The organism is Rhodococcus sp. HM1, assembly GCF_023218075.1.
Lineage (GTDB): Bacteria > Actinomycetota > Actinomycetes > Mycobacteriales > Mycobacteriaceae > Rhodococcus.
On sequence record NZ_JALPTB010000008.1, the window covers coordinates 23,376 to 39,731 of the forward strand.

Genomic DNA, 16,356 nt, shown 5'->3' on the forward strand with positions numbered 1-16,356 from the left:
GGCCAGGAGGCCCGCTGCGGGGTTTTCGGCATGGGGAACCCACAACGCGGGGAGGGTGTGGGCCCGTCGCGGTCCCGCACGGGAAGCCAACCCGATTCGCCGAGCAGGTAGACAGCTGTGCGCTGCCGCCGACAGCGCGCAGCTGTCTACCTGCTCGGCGGGAGCGGCTCAGCGCGGTTGCGATGATGGAGTCGCCCTCTGCCATCTGCACCTCGATGCCGGCAAGCGCTACCAGCGCAACTGCGTTCGGCGGGCCTGAACTCGTGTCTCACATCAACGTAGACAGCACATCCACGGCGTTGAAGGCTTGGGCACCCCGGTCCCCGTGCGGGACCGGGGTGGAGCCTACTCAATCCGCCGAGCCACCGGACAGCTGCGCGCTGCCGACGACAGCGCGCAGCTGTCTACCTGCTCGGCGGGAGCGGATCAGCGCGGTGGCGACGGGGGAGAAGGGGGCCCTACAGAGAGGCTCTACAGAAACGGGTGTGGCCCCGAACCTTGTCGGTTCGGGGCCACACCCGTGTGTTTCGGAACTGCCTGGCGTCAGTGCGCCTGGCCGTCGCCGTCGCCGCTGCCGGCCTCGAGGCTGTGCACGCGGTTCTGGTAGTCCCGCAGGACCGTCCGCTGCTCGATCTCGGCCTCGTGGTGGGCCGCTTCGAGCGCTGCCGCCTCGTCCGCCGGGTCGGGGGAGAGGAAGCTGCCGGCGCCGGGCTTGCCGGCGAGGCCGAGGCGGTTCATGCGCTTCGGCACCGGGGCACCCTGGTATTCCAGCGGAATCGGGTGGCCGTGCTCATCCACCGGGCCGAGGGGCTGGTGGATCTCGATGTACTCACCGTGCGGCAGGCGACGGACGATGCCCGTCTCGATGCCGTGCTCGAGCACCTGGCGGTCGCTGCGCTGCAGGCCCAGGCAGAACCGGTACGCGATGTAGTAGGCGAGCGGCGGCAGGATCACCATGCCGATGCGGCCCATCCACGTCGTCGCGTTGATCGAGATGTCGAACTTGTACGCGATGAGGTCGTTGATGCACATCAGGGTGAGCACCAGGTAGAACGTGATCGCCATTGCGCCGATACCGGTTCGAACCGGAACGTCGCGCGGACGCTGCAGCAGGTTGTGGTGCGCGTCGTCCTTGGTGAGACGCTTCTCGATCCACGGGTAGACCGTCATCAGGACGAAGACCAGACCCATGATCACCGCGACCCAGAACACGGCAGGAATCGTGTAGCGGCCGAACAGGTAGATCTCCCAGGCCGGCCACGTACGGGCCAGACCGTCGGTCCACATCATGTAGAAGTCGGGCTGCGAACCTGCCGACACCTGCGACGGGTTGTACGGGCCGATGTTCCAGATCGGGTTGATCTGGAAGAGACCACTCATCAGAGCCAGCACCGCGAACGTCATCGCGAAGAACGCGCCGGACTTGACCGCGAAGACGGGCAGGATGCGAACGCCGACGACGTTCTGCTCGGTGCGGGCAGGGCCGGGGAACTGCGTGTGCTTCTGGTACCAGACCAGCGCGAGGTGCGCGGCGATCAGGGCCAGGATGACGGCCGGGATGAGCAGCACGTGCAGGACGTAGAAGCGCGGGATGATCAGGTCGCCGGGGAAGTCACCGCCGAAGATCGCCCAGTGCATCCACGTACCGATGATCGGGATGCTCAGCGTGATGCCGGAGAACGCGGCGCGGAGGCCGGTGCCGGACAGCAGGTCGTCGGGCAGGGAGTACCCGAAGAAGCCTTCGAACATCGCCAGGATGAGCAGCAGCGAGCCGATCACCCAGTTCGCCTCACGCGGGCGACGGAACGCACCGGTGAAGAAGATGCGCGCCATGTGGACGATGATCGACGCAGCGAACATCAGCGCTGCCCAGTGATGGACCTGCCGGACGAACAGACCGCCGCGCACCTCGAAGGAGATGTTCAGGGCAGTCTCGTAGGCCCGGGACATGCCCACGCCACGCAACGGGGTGTACGCGCCGTCGTAGGTCACGTGGGCCATCGACGGGTCGAAGAACAGGGTGAGGAAGACACCCGAGATCAACAGGATGACGAAGCTGTACAGCGCGATCTCGCCCAGCAGGAAGGACCAGTGCGTGGGGAAGACCTTGTTGATCTGGCGACGGATACCGGCCGACAGGTGGTAGCGAGAGTCGAGATTCTCGCCGATCTCTGCGGCGCGGGTCGGGGTTGCGGTACTCACGGGCGACGCTCCCAAAATGCCGGGCCGAGGGCTTCGATGAAGTCACCGTTGGCGACGAGAAAACCCTCTTCGTTCACTGTAATGGGCAGCTGCGGCAGAGCGCGAGCGGCAGGTCCGAACACCGGCTTTCCGTACTCCAGGGCATTGAACTGCGACTGGTGGCACGGGCACAGAATGCGGTTGGTCTGCTGCTCGTAGAGCGACGTCGGGCAGCCGAGGTGGGTGCAGATCTTCGAGAAGGCGAAGTAGTCGCCGTAGTTGAAGCTCTCCTGACCCTTGCGCTTGATGGCGCGCTCGGCGTCCTCCGTGCGCAGACGGATCAGCATGACGGCGTTGCGGATGCCGCGCAGGCCCTCGAGCAGCGCGTGCTCGTCGCCACGATCCGACTCACGGAACGGGAAGACCGTCTCCATGCCGCCGGCGTCGAGGTCCTCGGGACGCACCAGCACGATGTCCTGGGGGCGACCCGTGTCGCGACGCAGGTAGATGGTCTCGCCCTCGTAGCGGGGGGTCCAACCCGACACCCACAGCGGGGACTCGTCACCCTGTGCCCACGGGTTCTTGATCAGGCCACCGAGCGGCATGATCAGGCCCACACCCAGGGCGCCGCCACCGAAGATCGCCGTGCGCTTGATCAGCTTGCGGCGGGGCAGCGTCGACGTTTCCAGGGAGTCGGCGAGCTCGGCGACGATCGTCTTGCGATCGACCTCCTTCGACGGGCCGTCGTGCCGATCCTGGATCGACACCTCTTCGGGGATGAACTTCTTGGTGAACTGCACCGCGCCCACGCCCACACCGAGGATCGCCAGACCGAGGGTCAGGCCGAGCAGCGGCGTGTACAGGTTGAAGAAGGTGTAGTTCTCCTCGCCCGGGCTCTGGTACTCCCACGGCCAGAAGAGGTAGATGGCGATGAACGCGAGGGCCGACAGGCCGGCGAGAGCGAACCAGAACGCGACGTTGCGCTCGGCGCGCTTCTCCGCGCGGGTGCCTTCGACGGGCCACCGCTCCTTGCGGAACGCGACATCGACACCGTCGAGGTTCGTTCCCAATGCGACGAGGTCGTCGCGGCTCATCTGATCGAGGTTCTCGATCGAGTGCTTGTTGGGCGTTTCGTCGCCACTCATGACCTTGCTCCGATCCACAGTGCAGCGCCGACGACCGCGACGATGCCGACAATCCACATGGCCGGGCCCTCGGTACCGGGGCCGAACCCGCCCAGTCCGTAGCCGCCGGGGCTCGCCGTCTCGGTGGACGCCTTGACGTACGCGATGATGTCCTGCTTCTCGTCGAGCGTGAGCTGACGATCCGAGAACTTCGGCATGTTCTGCGGGCCGGTGAGCATCGCGGTGTAGATCTGCTGCTCGCTCGCCGGATCGAGCGGCGGCGCGAACTTGCCGGACGACAGTGCGCCACCGCGACCGGTGAAGTTGTGGCACGAAGCGCAGTTCTGGCGGAACAGCTCACTACCGCGGGCCACGTCGTCGCCGCGCAGCGAGGACTGGGCGATCTCGCCGTTCTCGTCGCGGATGACGGTCGGGCCGCCGCCGTTGGCCTGGATGTACGCACCGATCGCGTCGGTCTGCGCGGCGTCGAACTTCGGTTCCTTGCGCAGGACCTGGGCCTCGTTACGCGATGCCGGCATACGGCCGGAGGAAACCTGGAAGTAGACGGCGGCCTCACCGACGCCGATCAGCGACGGACCGCGGTCCTCGACACCCTGCAGGTTGACGCCGTGGCATGTGACGCAGGAGGTCTCGTAGAGCTGCTGGCCCTTGCGGATCAACGCGACCTGGTCCTCGTTCGCCGTCGCCACCTGCGGGGCAGGGGTCAGCGCGGAGGCGATGAAGCCGGCGCTGAGCAGGCCGAGCGCGAGCACCAGCGCGCCTGTGAGGCGACGACGGAACTTCCGCTGACGACGGGACCGGGCAGCGGACGCTGCCTCGGACTGACCGGGCATGTCACCCTCGGGTGTGAGAGGTGGGGATGAACTCATCTGTATCCCTTTTTGTATGTCGGGACGGACTGGACGTCAGGGGGCTGCCTGGGCGTACAGCTGGCTAACGGATGAAATAAATCGTGGCAAACAGGGCGATCCACACGATGTCGACGAAGTGCCAGTAGTAGGACACGACGATCGCCGCGGTGGCCTGAGCCGGAGTGAACTTGCTGACCCGGGTGCGGACCAGGAGGAACACGAAGGCCACCAGGCCGCCGATCACGTGCAGGCCGTGGAAACCGGTGGTCATGTAGAACACCGAGCCGTACACGCTGCTCGAGATGGAGGTGCCTTCGCTGACCAGGTTGATGTACTCGTAGCCCTGGCCGAGCACGAAGAACGTGCCCATCGCGAGGGTCAAGACGTACCACCGGCGGAGCCCGAACACGTCACCACGCTCGGCGGCGAACACACCCAGCTGACACGTGAAGGAAGACGCGATCAGCACCAGCGTCACCGGCACCGCCAGCAACAGGTTCAAGTGGGTGGGGGCCGGCGGCCAGTCACCGTGGGCCTGAGCCCGTGCCACGAAGTACATGGCGAAGAGCCCTGCGAAAAACATGAGCTCACTGGACAACCACACAATGGTGCCGACGCTGACCAGGTTGGGCCGGTTCAGCGAGTGCACGCGCTGGGTGATTGCAGTTCCTGAAGTCCCTACTGCGCTCGTCACGCTGGCTAGTATGACCCGTCGTAGTAAGTCTTGGGCAATCGGGGCGGAATTCGGCGCGTCTTTGCAGGTAATCGCCTGGTCCTGGCCGTGCAGCGACCGGGATGTGCCCCCGGCCACCGACCGTGCGATCGTGGTGTGCATGAGCGGTGTCACAGGGATCTGGGAACGTCTCCGGCAAGCGCTGAGTGGGGGCCGCCGACCGCCCCTGGATCCGGCGCGGACGGACCTGGTCGTGGTGGTGTCGTCCTTCGACGACGCCGAGTCGTGTTCCGGTGCCCTCGAGCGAGGAGCCGCGACCGCGCCGCGCTGGGTCGATGGCGACGAAGCCGTGCTCCGGCACCATCTCGAACTCCCCGCCGACGCCGTGGACCGTGCCGTCGAGCTCGCCGGCCAGGACGGGTACGTGAAGGCAGCCCCCGTGCACACCCCCACGAACGGCCGTACCGGGTTCGTCCTGCAGCGGGTGCAGATCCTCGACGCGATGCACTGCGCCCAGGAGAAGTCGCGGATGGCGGGGCTGGCACAGCGCCTCGGCGGAACGGCCACGGGATGGGACGCACTGCAGCCCGATTCCGCAGCTGACTAAGCTCCCAGCGGAAGGGGCGCGGACGGTGCCCGGTAACGGAGCGAGGTGCGGCGAAGGTGGGTGCGATGAACGCGGGACGACCGTCGGACGAGGTGGCGCAGAGCTGGCCCGCGGTGCTCGGCGCATTGACCTCAGGCCGTGACCTGACCAGGTCCGAGGCGCAGTGGGCGATGGACGAGATCATGTCCGACAATGCGACCTCCGCGCAGATCGCCGCATTCGGCGTCGCTCTGAAGATGAAGGGGGAGACACCCGACGAAGTTCTCGGGCTCTCCGACTCCATGCTCGGGCATGCGCGACTCGTGCCGGTCGACGACGACGCCGTCGACATCGTCGGCACCGGCGGCGACCGGGCGAACACGGTGAACATCTCCACGATGGCGTCGCTGGTCGTCGCGGCGACCGGTATCCGCGTGGTCAAGCACGGCAACCGCGCGGCGTCGTCGAAGAGCGGGGGCGCCGATGTCCTCGAGGCGCTCGGTGTGCACATCACGCTCGGCCCGGAGCAGGTCGCGCAGTCGCTCGCCGATGCGGGAATCGGGTTCTGCTTCGCGCCGGTGTTCCACCCCGCGCTGCGATTCGCCGGTCCGACCCGCAAGGAGATCGGTATTCCGACGGTGTTCAACGTCCTCGGCCCGCTGACCAATCCGGCGCGGCCCCGGGCAGGGCTGATCGGGTGCGCGTTCCCGGGCCTGCTCGACACGATCGCCGGGGTGCTCGCGGCACGCGGGAATTCGGCGCTCGTGGTGCGCGGAGACGACGGGCTCGACGAACTGACCCTCTCGACGACCTCGACCGTGCGGATCGTGCACGAGGGCACGGTGCGCACGCAGACCTTCGATCCGACGGTGCTGGGCATCGCCCGGGTGCCCCTCGAGGCGTTGCGTGGTGGCGACGCCGTCGAGAACGCGGCAATCGCCCGCGCGATGCTCGCCGGGAAGACCGGGCCGGTCCGCGACGCGGTCCTGCTCAACGCGGCGGGGGCGATCGCGGCCTATCGCGGAGTGGAAGGTTCGCTCGAGGATGCGCTCGCGGCAGGTCTCGAAGAGGCCGCTGCCGCCGTCGACAGCGGCGGTGCCGAGCGCGTGCTGGCGACGTGGGCGGAAACCACGACCCGGCTCGGCGCCGCCGGCTGATCCGCGGTTATTCGCCGATCGAGAATCCGGCTTCGACGTCGGAACTCGAGTACGACCGGAACGCGATGTGCGTGACGGTCCGGGAGACGCCCTCGACCTTGTTGATGCGGCCGGTGACGACCTCCGCGATCTGCTCGTGGTCGCGGACCCGCACCATGGCGATCAGATCGACGTCGCCGGCGCAGGAATACACCTTGTCGACCCCGTCCAGGTCGGCGACCGCCTGCGCGGCTTCCTGGATCCGGTCGGCCTCGGCGTCGATCAGGACGATGGCGTTGATCATGAGCGCTCCTCACTCTTGCTCGCGGGTGTGCTCAGCCTAGAAGGTGCCGCACGCCGGCGGCGGGGGCCCCGTCGGCGGTGTCCGACCAGGCGACTCCGTCGACCGAGTTCGACCGGGCCTCCCGCGCCTTGTCCACCCAGTGCATCCATGCCCCCGCCCCACGGGCCGGTTCCGTCCAGCCGTGCGTGGCCCGGACGATCCGGATGCCGTCCTCGTCGAGCCAGCGGGCCACCAGCCCGATCTCTTCCACCGAAGCGCCACGCAGCGGCGCCGCGGTCGGTCGCACCGTTTCGGCCGCGGCCGCGATCGCCTCGACCACCGGCATCGGTGGCACGTGCCGCGCCGCGACCCCGGCCGACGCGAGTCTTCCGGAGCGGATCACGGCGAACTCCCACCCGCCCTCCGGACGCGGTTTCGCCGCGATCAACTCGTCGACGGCGGCGAGCGCGGCCAGTCGCTGCGTTCTCCGCAGTGCCCGCACGACGTCGGCGGCGCGGTCGCGCAGCCGGGCGGCGTTCTCGAACAGTTCGGCGCCGGCGAGGTCGGTGATGCGGTCGCGCAGCCGGACCAGGGCGGTGTCGTCGCTGCCGCGCAGCAGGTCGCGTGCCACCGCGACCTGCGCGGCGTACTGCTCGGCGCTCTGGAGGCCGTATGGGGCGGCACTGCAGCCTCCCACGGCCTCGGGCGGGCACCGGTCGCCGTGCCGGCCGCTGCGCGCGATCCGGCGCGTGCACGTGCGCAGTCCGCACACCTCGGCGAGTGTCGCCGCGACCTCGGCGGCGGACGCGCGCGCGGAGAACGGTCCGAGCGCGTCGACACCGGGCGTGCGGCCCACCACGAGCCGGGGGAACGCGTCGTCGGACAGATTGATCCACCAGCCGCGGGTCGGATACTTCGACCGGCGGTTGTACGGGGGAGTGTGAGCGGCGAGCAGCCGCAGTTCCCGGACCCCGGCCTCGAGCCCGTGCGTGCATTCGACGTGGTCGATGCGGGTGGTCAGCGCGACCATCTCGCGCATCCTCGGGCGCGTCTCGGACCCGGTGAAGTAGTTGCGGACGCGGCGGTGCAGGTTCACCGCCGTGCCGACGTAGAGCACCTCGTCGGACGGTCCGCGGAACATGTAGACGCCCGGCCGGTGGGGCAGGTGGGCGGCGAGCGTCCGTTTGGCCCGCTGTTCCGCGCTGATCGCGGGGATGTAGTCGCGCAGTTCGGTGAGACTGTGCACGCCCTGGTTCCCGACGCGTTCGATCAAGGCGTGCAGGACGTCGACGGTCGCGCGGGCGTCGTCGAGGGCGCGGTGCGTCGGGCGGGTGGAGACGTGGAAGAGGTCGGCGAGTGCGGACAGACGTACCGACGGTGCCTCGTCGCGCCCGAGGACCCGGCGCGCGAGTTTCACGGTGCAGACCACCGGGAACCGCGGCCAGGCCGTGTCGTTGCGCGCGGCGGCCGCGCGGAGGAAACCGACGTCGAATCCCGCGTTGTGCGCCACCAGCACGGAACCCGCGGCGAATTCGAGGAAGGACGGCAGCACCTGTTCCATCCGCGGCGCGGCCCGCACCATCGCCGTGGTGATCCCGGTCAGTTCGACGATCGCCGGCGGAATGTCGCGGCCGGGATCGACGAGGGTGGCGAATTCGCCGAGGACCTCGCCGCCGCGGACCTTGACCGCCCCGATCTCGGTGACGGCGTCGTTCTCGGCGCTGCCGCCGGTGGTCTCGAGGTCCACGACGACGAACGTGGTGTCCCGCAGCGGGGTGTCCAGTTCGTCGAAGGCGAGTTGGACGCCGGTCGGAGGTGTGGGACCGGTCCGGAGCGGGGACGTCATGGACGTCAGGTTAAGAAGCGGCACCGACAGCCTCGGGAACCGGGGCTGTGAGCGCTGCCGAAAGCCCTGAGTGGCGAGGATCACACCGGTTTTTCGCACGGGGAATCGACGGTCCTGTGCGGGTCGTCGGATCCGGCTCCGTTGTTCCGTCTCGCGAAGCCCTTGGAGGTTCGGGGTGGAGGGCGGTTCGCGGTCGGCGGCCTCGCGGCGAAAACGCGTCCCGGCCTGCGGAGACGGCGTCGTGGCGGCGGGTGCGACCGTGCTGTGGCCCCAAGCCGGGGTGGCGTGCCGCGGGTCCTACGACAGCCCGTCGTTACCGGTTCGTGATCAAGCGTGACCCGGTGTGACTTCCGGTCCGCGCCGAGCGGGCCCAACGGTCAATTCGGACGCGGGCCGGTCGACATCCGTCGATGCCGTTTCGTAATCTTCTCGAGACCAAGCGGAGAGTTTGCCGGCCCACCGGACCGGAGCCGCTAGGCCACCGCCTAATCGGCGCACCCGAGATCGGGTGCCCGTGCCGGGGACCCACTTGTTACTTGGGGTGAATCTCCTCCGGTCGCGTCAGCGGCCGAGGGGTAGGGCTGATCTTCCCGGCCCGAACCCGTCAGCTAACTCGGTCGGCGGATGACGGAAGAAGGAGCAACACCCCCGTGGCGTCTCACAAGTCCACGCGCAACATTCGTCGCGCTGTCGTCGCCGGAGCCCTCGCGCTCGGCTCTCTGACCCTCTCGGCCGCCCCTGCCATGGCCGCCCCGATCAACATCCCCGGCATCGGCGACGTCGAACTGCCCGCAAACCTGCCGCCGGAGGTCACGAACCTCATCCCGCCGGCCCCCGCGGCTCCCGCGGCCCCGCAGGCCGCCCCGGCTCAGTTCACCGCGCCCTACACCTCGGTCGGCCAGCGTGCCGCCGACGCCGCGCAGTCCAAGCTGGGTGCGCCCTACGTCTACGGCGCTGCCGGCCCGAACTCGTTCGACTGCTCCGGTCTGGTGCAGTGGGCCTACAAGCAGGCCGGTCTGAACGTGCCGCGTACCAGCTACGAGCAGGCCGGTGCGGGTCGCGCCGTGTCCATCGCCGAGCTGCTGCCCGGTGACGTCGTCTCGTTCTACGGCGGCAGCCACACCGGCCTCTACATCGGTGGCGGCAACATCGTGCACGCCTCGACCTCGGGTCAGCCGGTGAAGATCGCGCCGCTGAACTCGATGCCTGTGGACGGCGCACGCCGCTTCTGATCGCACAGGGATTCCGCCCGCGAGGGTGGTATCGGCCCACGAGCCGATACCACCCTCGCGGCGTTTCTGCACTCGGGTGACGGCGGCTACTGCCGGGTAGACACAAACCTATGCCATTCCGTAACCTTATCGAGATCTTTGGGGAAAGGACGTCGCTCTCGTGGTTTTCGACAGGACGAAGCGGACGCTGCGCGCCGGGCTCGTGGCCGGGGTGCTCCTCGCGGCGGGTTCGACCGTTCCGGCGGTCGCCGATCCCGCCGCCGACAACCCGACGGCCGCGCTCGAACACCTCGCCGACCTGTCCCGCAGGTCCGAGCAGACCAACGAGGCACTCCACAACGCCGTCATCGACCTCGAGGCCATGCAGAACGCCCAGCGTGACGCCGACGCTCGCCTCGCTGCCGACCGCGGCGTCCTGGCGCAGGCGCAGGCCGAGGTGGACCGCTTCCGCCCCACGATCGACAAGCTCGCCGCCGCGAACTACCGCGGTGCCCGCACCAACCGCCTGTACTCGGTGCTCGTCAGCGATTCCCCGCAGCAGCTGCTCGACCAGATGTCAGCGCTCGGCGTCATCGCCCAGCAGACCGCCGACGACGTCGAGGGCTACCGCGTCGCGAACAATGCGGCAGCCGAGGCGGCCGCGGCCTCCGAACGTTCCGCCGACGCCGCCCGGGTCGCCGCCGAGCAGGCCCAGACGCTGCGCGACGACCTCGAACGGCAGCAGACCGACCTCCGGAATCAGATCGAAGGCGTGTACGACGCGTTCTCGAAACTGAGCGACGACGAGAAGGCCGTGCTTGCGGGGACCCCGTTCCCACCCGGCCTCGACGCCGCGGCGATCCTGTCCAAGCTCGCCCCCGGCACCGGATCCGCAGCTCTTCGGGCCGCGATGACCCGCATCGGCGACCCCTACGTGTGGGGCGCCACCGGCCCCGACCAGTTCGACTGCTCCGGGCTCATGGTGTGGGCGTACAAGCAGGTCGGAAAGACCCTGCCGCGGTCGAGCCAGGCCCAGGCGCAGGGCGGCACCCCGGTCTCGCGCGACCAGCTGCAGCCCGGCGACCTGGTGATCTTCTACGACGACGCGTCCCACGTCGGCATGTATGCCGGTGACGGCAACATCGTGCACGCGTCGACGTTCGGTGTTCCGGTGAAGGTCCAATCGATGGACAGCTTCCCGTTCCACAGCGCCCGCCGCTACTGACCCTGCTGCCGGACCGAGGCCCGGCCCACCATTCCGGTGCTCGGTGGGGCGCGGTCTTAGACTGTCCGCCGTGCCCGATTCCTCGCCCTCTCCGCGACCGCGCGCGCCGCGGGGCTGGGAGCGGTTCGCGGTCGTCGGGCTCGCCGCTGTGGTGGCCGCCGTCGCGCTGCTGGTGTTGTTCACCCCGGACGACACGAGCCCCCGATCCGGGCCCGTCGACGGGGCGTCGGAGGAGATCCAGGCGCTGCTCGACACCTGGGCGGCCGCGGTCCGGGCCGCCGACGCGGACACGTTGCGCACGCTCGTCGACGACCGGGCCCGGCCCGGTTTCCTCGACGCGGAACTGCGCAGGGCCGCCGCGGTGGCGCAGGTCCCGCTCTCGGACTGGGGATACGAGCTCGGCAACGCGGAACCCGCCCCGGTGCCCGCCGACGTCGCCGCCCGGCTCGGCGACGCGAAGGCGCAGACACGCACCGTGTACCTGCGCTACGCGATCGAGGGAATCGACGCCGAACCCACCCGCAAGCCCGTCACCGTCGTCGTCGTGCGGCGCGACGACGGCTGGCGTCTCGTCGACGACGAACCCGGACCCGGCCGGGTCACGTGGCGTGGCCCGTGGGACTTCGGGCCGCTCGTCGTCGAACCCGTGCCGCAACGCTCCGGCGGGAGGTCGCTGGTGATCGGCCACCCGGAGCAGGAAGAGCTCGTGGATGCGATCGCCCGGGAGATGGAGCCCGCCGTCGGCGCCGTCGACCGGATCTGGGGAACGGACTGGTCGCGCCGGGCCGTGGTCCTCGTCACCTCGTCCCACGACGAGTTCACCCATCAGGTCGGCGACCGGCACAACGGCGCCGGGATCGCCGCGGTCGCGGTGTCCGATGCCGTGGATCCCCGCGCGGGCAGCGCCACCGGACAGCGCATCGTGTTCAGCCCGGCCGCCGCCGACAGGCTCGACGCCGAGGGCCTGCGGACCGTGCTGCGGCACGAACTCACCCACATCGCCGCCCGCGCTGACACCGTCGACGGCTCCCCGCTGTGGATGCTCGAGGGCTACGCCGACTACATCGGATATCTCGGTGCGGACGAGGAGTTCGACGCGACGGCGCCGACGCTCACCGCGGCCGTCACCCGGAACGGCACCCCGGCCGCGCTGCCCGAGGACGCCGAGTTCACCGACGAACGGTCGCTGCTCGCCTACGAGACGGCATGGTCGCTCGCCGCCTACACCGCCGACGACTACGGGCCCGCGCGGCTGACCGAACTGTATCGGCGGCTCGCCCGCGGGCCGATCGACGGAGCGCAGCTCGATGCCGTGCTGACCGACGTGCTCGGCACCGACACCGGCACGTTCGTCGCGGCGTGGGGGAGCTGGGTCGACGACCGCCTGGCCGCGTCCACCCGGTGACCCGCCCACCCGGCGGTCGAACCCGCACCGATACGGTGAACGTCATGCCTCGAACACTGTTGGTGACGAACGATTTTCCGCCTCGCCCGGGCGGCATACAGTCGTACCTGCAGTCGTTCGCGGCGCAATTGCCGGCCGAGGACCTCGTCGTCTACGCACCCCGGTGGCGCGGCGACAGTCACACGAAGTTCGACGCCCGGCAGCCGTTCGAGGTGGTCCGCCACCCCACGACCCTGATGCTGCCCACCCCGATGGTGGCGCGCCGCGCGACCCGGTTGCTCACCGAGCACGACTGCGAAACCGTCTGGTTCGGGGCGGCCGCACCGCTGGCGCTGCTGGCCCCGGTGCTCCGGCGCGCGGGGGCGCGGAAGATCGTCGCCAGCACACACGGGCACGAGGTCGGCTGGTCGATGCTGCCGGGAGCACGCGGTGCGCTGCGGCGCATCGGCGACGGCACCGACACTGTCACCTTCGTCAGCCGCTACACCCGTGGCCGGTTCGCCTCCGCCTTCGGGCCGAACGCCGGTCTCGAGCACCTGCCCTCGGGTGTGGACACGGAGGTGTTCCGGCCCGATCCGGCCGCACGCGCCGAATTGCGCGCCCGGTACGGGCTGGGGGACCGGCCCACGGTGCTGTGCCTGTCGCGGCTGGTACCCCGCAAGGGCCAGGACATGCTGATCCGCGCGCTGCCGCAGATCCGGCGCCGCATCGACGGGGCGGTGCTCGTGATCGTCGGTGGAGGCCCCTACGAGGGACGGCTGCGCGAGCTGGTCCGGCAGGTCGGCGTCGAGGAACACGTCGTGATCACCGGAGGGGTCCCCGCCGCGGAACTCGCCGCGCACCATACGATCGCCGACGTCTTCGCGATGCCCTGCCGGACCCGCGGTGCCGGTCTCGACGTCGAAGGCCTCGGCATCGTCTACCTCGAGGCGTCCGCGACCGGCGTCCCGGTCGTGGCCGGACGATCCGGCGGCGCACCCGAGACCGTGCAGGAGGGAAAGACCGGGCGGGTCGTCGACGGCACGAACGTCGCGCAGATCGCGGACACCATCGCCGATGTGCTCGCCGACCGTGACCGCGCCGCCGCGATGGGCGCCGCGGGCCGCGCCTGGGTCGGCGCCGAATGGCGCTGGGACACCCTCGGCGCGAAGCTGCGCAAGATCCTGAGCTGACCCCGCATCGAGCCGACCACCGCCGTATGTGAAGCTGTCCCCCGTGAGCAGCATTCAGGTGTCGGACCAGACCTTCATCGCCGCGCCGCCCGAGCGCATCGCCGCGGCCGTCGCGCGGCGCGACCGATGGCGTGTGTGGTGGCCCGATCTGGCCCTCACGGTCCGGGAAGACCGCGGCGAGAAGGGAATTCGCTGGGCGGTCACCGGTCCGCTGAACGGGACCATGGAGGTGTGGCTCGAGGAGATGCTCGACGGCGCCGTCGTCCACTACTTCCTGCACTGCGAACCGACCGGTGTCGCGCCGGAACGGGTCGGCATGCTCGACCTCGCGAAGCTGAACCGGGAACGGCGGGTTGCGGGAAAGAAGATGACCTTCGAGATCAAGCAGCAGCTCGAGGCCGGCCGGCCCGCGGGGGAGCCTCCGCAGTACTGACGATCGGCCGGTGACGGCAGCGACCGTTACGGTGTGGGGACAGACAACCGTCCCGGGGATGTGGCCGGGCGGAACAGACGGAAAGGAAGCGTCATCGCATGGCCGAGAAGACCAAGCGGTCGATCACCATCGCTGCTCCGGCCGATCGGGTGATGTCCGTGATCGCGGATTTCGACGAGTACCCGACCTGGGTGGAAGCGGCGAAGTCGGTGGAGGTGCTCGACAGGTTTCCGGACGGTCGTGCCGAGCGTGTCCGGTTCGTGCTCGACGCGGGCATCGTGAAGGACACCTACGTGCTGCGCTACGTGTGGGCGGCGGACGGCCGTTCGGTCAGCTGGGAACTCGAATCCGGTGAGATCCAGAAGGCGCAGTCCGGGACGTACGCGCTGTCCGACGCTCCGGGCGGCGGCACCACCGTCGACTACGAACTGACCGTGGATCTGACGATCCCGATGATCGGCCTGTTCAAGCGCAAGGCCGAGAAGGTGATCACCGACACCGCGCTCAAGGAACTCAAGAAGCAGGTCGAGGGCTGAGCGAGAACGAGGGCACCGCCGAGACCCGCCTGCGGCTGTTCGTCGGCAAGGGCGGCGCCGGAACCAGCACGGTGGCCGCCGCCACCGCAGTCGCGGCCGCGAGCCCGCAGCACCCGGTGCTGCTGGTGTCGCTGGATCAGGCGTCGTCGCTGTCCGACCTGTTCGGTCTCGACCGTGCGCCCGGCGTCGTCCGGTCCGTCGCCGACGGACTCGACATCCTCGAGATCGACTCGCTCGCCCTGCTCGAACAGCGCTTTGCGGCGTTGGCGAGGCTCCTCGCGGCCGCAGGGGGCGGACACGAGCACGCCGCGGGGTTCGCGCTGCCCGCGCCGGAGGAGATCACCGGTGTGCCCGGCCTGCAGGAGGTTTTCGCCCTCCACGAGATCGCCCGCCTGACCTCGGACGGCCGACGGCACACGGTCGTCGTCGACTGCCCGTCGGGGGCCGCGGCGTTCGGCACGCTGGCCGCGCCCCGCATGGCCGCCGACTACGTCGAACGGATCTGGCCGCGGCACAGCCGGATCGAGGCTGCCACCGGACCGGACCTGCGGCTCGGATTCGTCGTGGCGCTGTTCGACCGGATGATGGACCGGCTCGGGGAGATCACGGATCTGCTCGCGGATCGGCGGCGCACGTCGGTGACCCTCGTCGGCACCGCCGACCGTGTCTCGGCCGCCGAACTGCGCCGGCTCCGCTCGTGGACGGCGCTGTCCGGGCTGCGCCTCGACGGTGTGATCGTCAACGGCCTCGTGCCCGACTTCGGTGCCGGCACCGGACCGGCCGCGGACTGGCTCGCCGCGCAGCGCAGGACGCAACGGTCGGTGCTCGACGACATCGTCTCCTCGGTCGGTGACGTGCCGGTCCTCGAATGTGAGCGGCAGGCCTCGGAACCGGTAGGGTTGGCGTCTCTGGGGGCGTTTGCCCGGGCGCTCTACCGGGACGATCGGGATGTTCGGGAGCCGGCGGCCGCCGACACGACCCCGATCCGGGTCCAACACGAATCGGGGACAGGGGTGGATTCGGTGTACACGATGCGGATGCATCTGCCGCTGGCAGATCCGGCGACCTTGACCCTGGGCCGGGTCGACGACGACCTCGTGGTCGGCGCGGACGGGATCCGCCGTCGCGTCCGGCTGGCATCGGGTCTGCGGCGCTGCACGGTCTCCGGTGCCGAGTTCGACGGCGGCGACCTGGTGGTGCGATTCGTTCCGGATCCGGCGGTGTGGCCGCAGTGAGCTCCGAACACGACGCCCTCGTCGCCGAACTGCGGCTGCTCGCCGAGGCCGTTCTCGACCGTGTCGACCGTGCCGTCCAGCAGTACGCGGCCGCGCAGCCTCCCGCACCGGCGGATGCCGGGCCGGGGGACACAGCGGCCGACGCCGTCCCTTCCGGCACGCCGACCCCCGCACCCTCCGCGGGCTGCTCGTGGTGCCCGGTGTGCGCCGCCGCCGCCCTGCTGCGCGGCGAACCCCACGAACTGCTCACCCGGCTGGCCACCCAGATCGCCGCGCTCATCGCGCTGATCCGCGAACTGCTCGCCCGCTACCTCCCGCCGCCGACCGGCCCTGCGGGTTCCGGCGGTCCGGAGCCGACTCCGCCGCCGGAGCCGACCGACCGGAACGGTGGGTTCGTGTCCATTCCGGTCACGATCCGCCCCTGATCCGCGCGGGAAC

General features: G+C 69.8%; 16 protein-coding genes and 1 riboswitch. Of the genes, 10 read left to right on the forward strand and 6 right to left on the reverse strand.

The features are described from left to right. Positions 1–543: 543 nt before the first annotated feature. From M1M07_RS06580 to M1M07_RS06595, 4 genes are all read right to left on the reverse strand, one after another. Entirely contained in the window at positions 544–2,202 is a 1,659-nt protein-coding gene (locus M1M07_RS06580; protein ID WP_197254069.1) for a cytochrome bc complex cytochrome b subunit, read from the reverse strand. After that, positions 2,199–3,326: a ubiquinol-cytochrome c reductase iron-sulfur subunit gene (locus M1M07_RS06585; RefSeq protein WP_197254071.1), complete on the reverse strand. Its 1,128-nt coding sequence runs from the start codon at positions 3,324–3,326 to the stop codon at positions 2,199–2,201. Before M1M07_RS06585 ends, M1M07_RS06580 begins: the two co-directional genes overlap by 4 nt. Then, positions 3,323–4,159 carry a c-type cytochrome gene (locus M1M07_RS06590; protein ID WP_197254138.1) on the reverse strand — a complete coding sequence of 279 codons (837 nt, stop codon included), beginning with the start codon at positions 4,157–4,159 and terminating at the stop codon, positions 3,323–3,325. The genes M1M07_RS06585 and M1M07_RS06590 overlap by 4 nt, the downstream gene beginning before the upstream one ends. Positions 4,160–4,259: 100 nt before the next feature. Beyond that, positions 4,260–4,871, reverse strand: a complete 612-nt coding sequence (locus tag M1M07_RS06595) for a heme-copper oxidase subunit III (protein WP_197254139.1) — start codon at positions 4,869–4,871, stop codon at positions 4,260–4,262. Positions 4,872–5,010: 139 nt separating this feature from the next. On the opposite strand from M1M07_RS06595, the gene M1M07_RS06600 reads away from it, so the two are divergent. Both M1M07_RS06600 and trpD read left to right on the forward strand, forming a co-directional pair. Beyond that, positions 5,011–5,457 (forward strand): hypothetical protein, encoded by a 447-nt coding sequence (locus tag M1M07_RS06600; RefSeq protein ID WP_248673626.1) that lies wholly within the window; start codon positions 5,011–5,013, stop codon positions 5,455–5,457. A 65-nt stretch (positions 5,458–5,522) separates the two neighbouring features. Next, positions 5,523–6,593: an anthranilate phosphoribosyltransferase gene (gene trpD, locus M1M07_RS06605; protein ID WP_197254075.1), complete on the forward strand. Its 1,071-nt coding sequence runs from the start codon at positions 5,523–5,525 to the stop codon at positions 6,591–6,593. A 7-nt stretch (positions 6,594–6,600) separates the two neighbouring features. Here trpD and M1M07_RS06610 read toward each other — a convergent pair whose 3' ends face one another. Next, positions 6,601–6,876 carry an Lrp/AsnC family transcriptional regulator gene (locus tag M1M07_RS06610; protein WP_197254077.1) on the reverse strand — a complete coding sequence of 92 codons (276 nt, stop codon included), beginning with the start codon at positions 6,874–6,876 and terminating at the stop codon, positions 6,601–6,603. 31 nt (positions 6,877–6,907) lie between these two features. Beyond that, positions 6,908–8,701 carry a DEDD exonuclease domain-containing protein gene (locus tag M1M07_RS06615; RefSeq protein ID WP_197254079.1) on the reverse strand — a complete coding sequence of 598 codons (1,794 nt, stop codon included), beginning with the start codon at positions 8,699–8,701 and terminating at the stop codon, positions 6,908–6,910. A gap of 472 nt (positions 8,702–9,173) precedes the next feature. Then, positions 9,174–9,340: riboswitch (cyclic di-AMP (ydaO/yuaA leader) on the forward strand. An 11-nt stretch (positions 9,341–9,351) separates the two neighbouring features. Between M1M07_RS06615 and M1M07_RS06620 the strand changes: the two genes are divergently transcribed. The 8 genes from M1M07_RS06620 (at position 9,352) to M1M07_RS06655 (ending at position 16,343) form a co-directional block, all read left to right on the forward strand. Then, positions 9,352–9,933 carry a C40 family peptidase gene (locus M1M07_RS06620; protein WP_197254081.1) on the forward strand — a complete coding sequence of 194 codons (582 nt, stop codon included), beginning with the start codon at positions 9,352–9,354 and terminating at the stop codon, positions 9,931–9,933. 160 nt (positions 9,934–10,093) lie between these two features. Next, complete coding sequence (locus M1M07_RS06625) at positions 10,094–11,137, forward strand: C40 family peptidase (protein ID WP_248673627.1); 1,044 nt, start codon at positions 10,094–10,096, stop codon at positions 11,135–11,137. Between the two features lie 70 nt (positions 11,138–11,207). After that, positions 11,208–12,542 (forward strand): hypothetical protein, encoded by a 1,335-nt coding sequence (locus tag M1M07_RS06630; RefSeq protein ID WP_248673628.1) that lies wholly within the window; start codon positions 11,208–11,210, stop codon positions 12,540–12,542. Between the two features lie 44 nt (positions 12,543–12,586). Then, the gene (locus M1M07_RS06635) at positions 12,587–13,714 is read left to right on the forward strand and encodes a glycosyltransferase family 4 protein (protein ID WP_248673629.1); all 1,128 of its coding nucleotides are present in this window, start codon (positions 12,587–12,589) and stop codon (positions 13,712–13,714) included. Positions 13,715–13,757: 43 nt separating this feature from the next. Continuing rightward, the gene (locus tag M1M07_RS06640; protein ID WP_197254085.1) at positions 13,758–14,147 is read left to right on the forward strand and encodes a polyketide cyclase / dehydrase and lipid transport; all 390 of its coding nucleotides are present in this window, start codon (positions 13,758–13,760) and stop codon (positions 14,145–14,147) included. A gap of 98 nt (positions 14,148–14,245) precedes the next feature. After that, entirely contained in the window at positions 14,246–14,683 is a 438-nt protein-coding gene (locus M1M07_RS06645; protein WP_197254087.1) for an SRPBCC family protein, read from the forward strand. Between the two features lie 29 nt (positions 14,684–14,712). Beyond that, on the forward strand, positions 14,713–15,918 hold the full coding sequence (locus M1M07_RS06650) for an ArsA family ATPase (RefSeq protein WP_248673671.1): 1,206 nt from the start codon (positions 14,713–14,715) through the stop codon (positions 15,916–15,918). Next, positions 15,915–16,343 (forward strand): hypothetical protein, encoded by a 429-nt coding sequence (locus M1M07_RS06655; RefSeq protein WP_197254088.1) that lies wholly within the window; start codon positions 15,915–15,917, stop codon positions 16,341–16,343. The genes M1M07_RS06650 and M1M07_RS06655 overlap by 4 nt, the downstream gene beginning before the upstream one ends. Positions 16,344–16,356 lie beyond the last annotated feature (13 nt).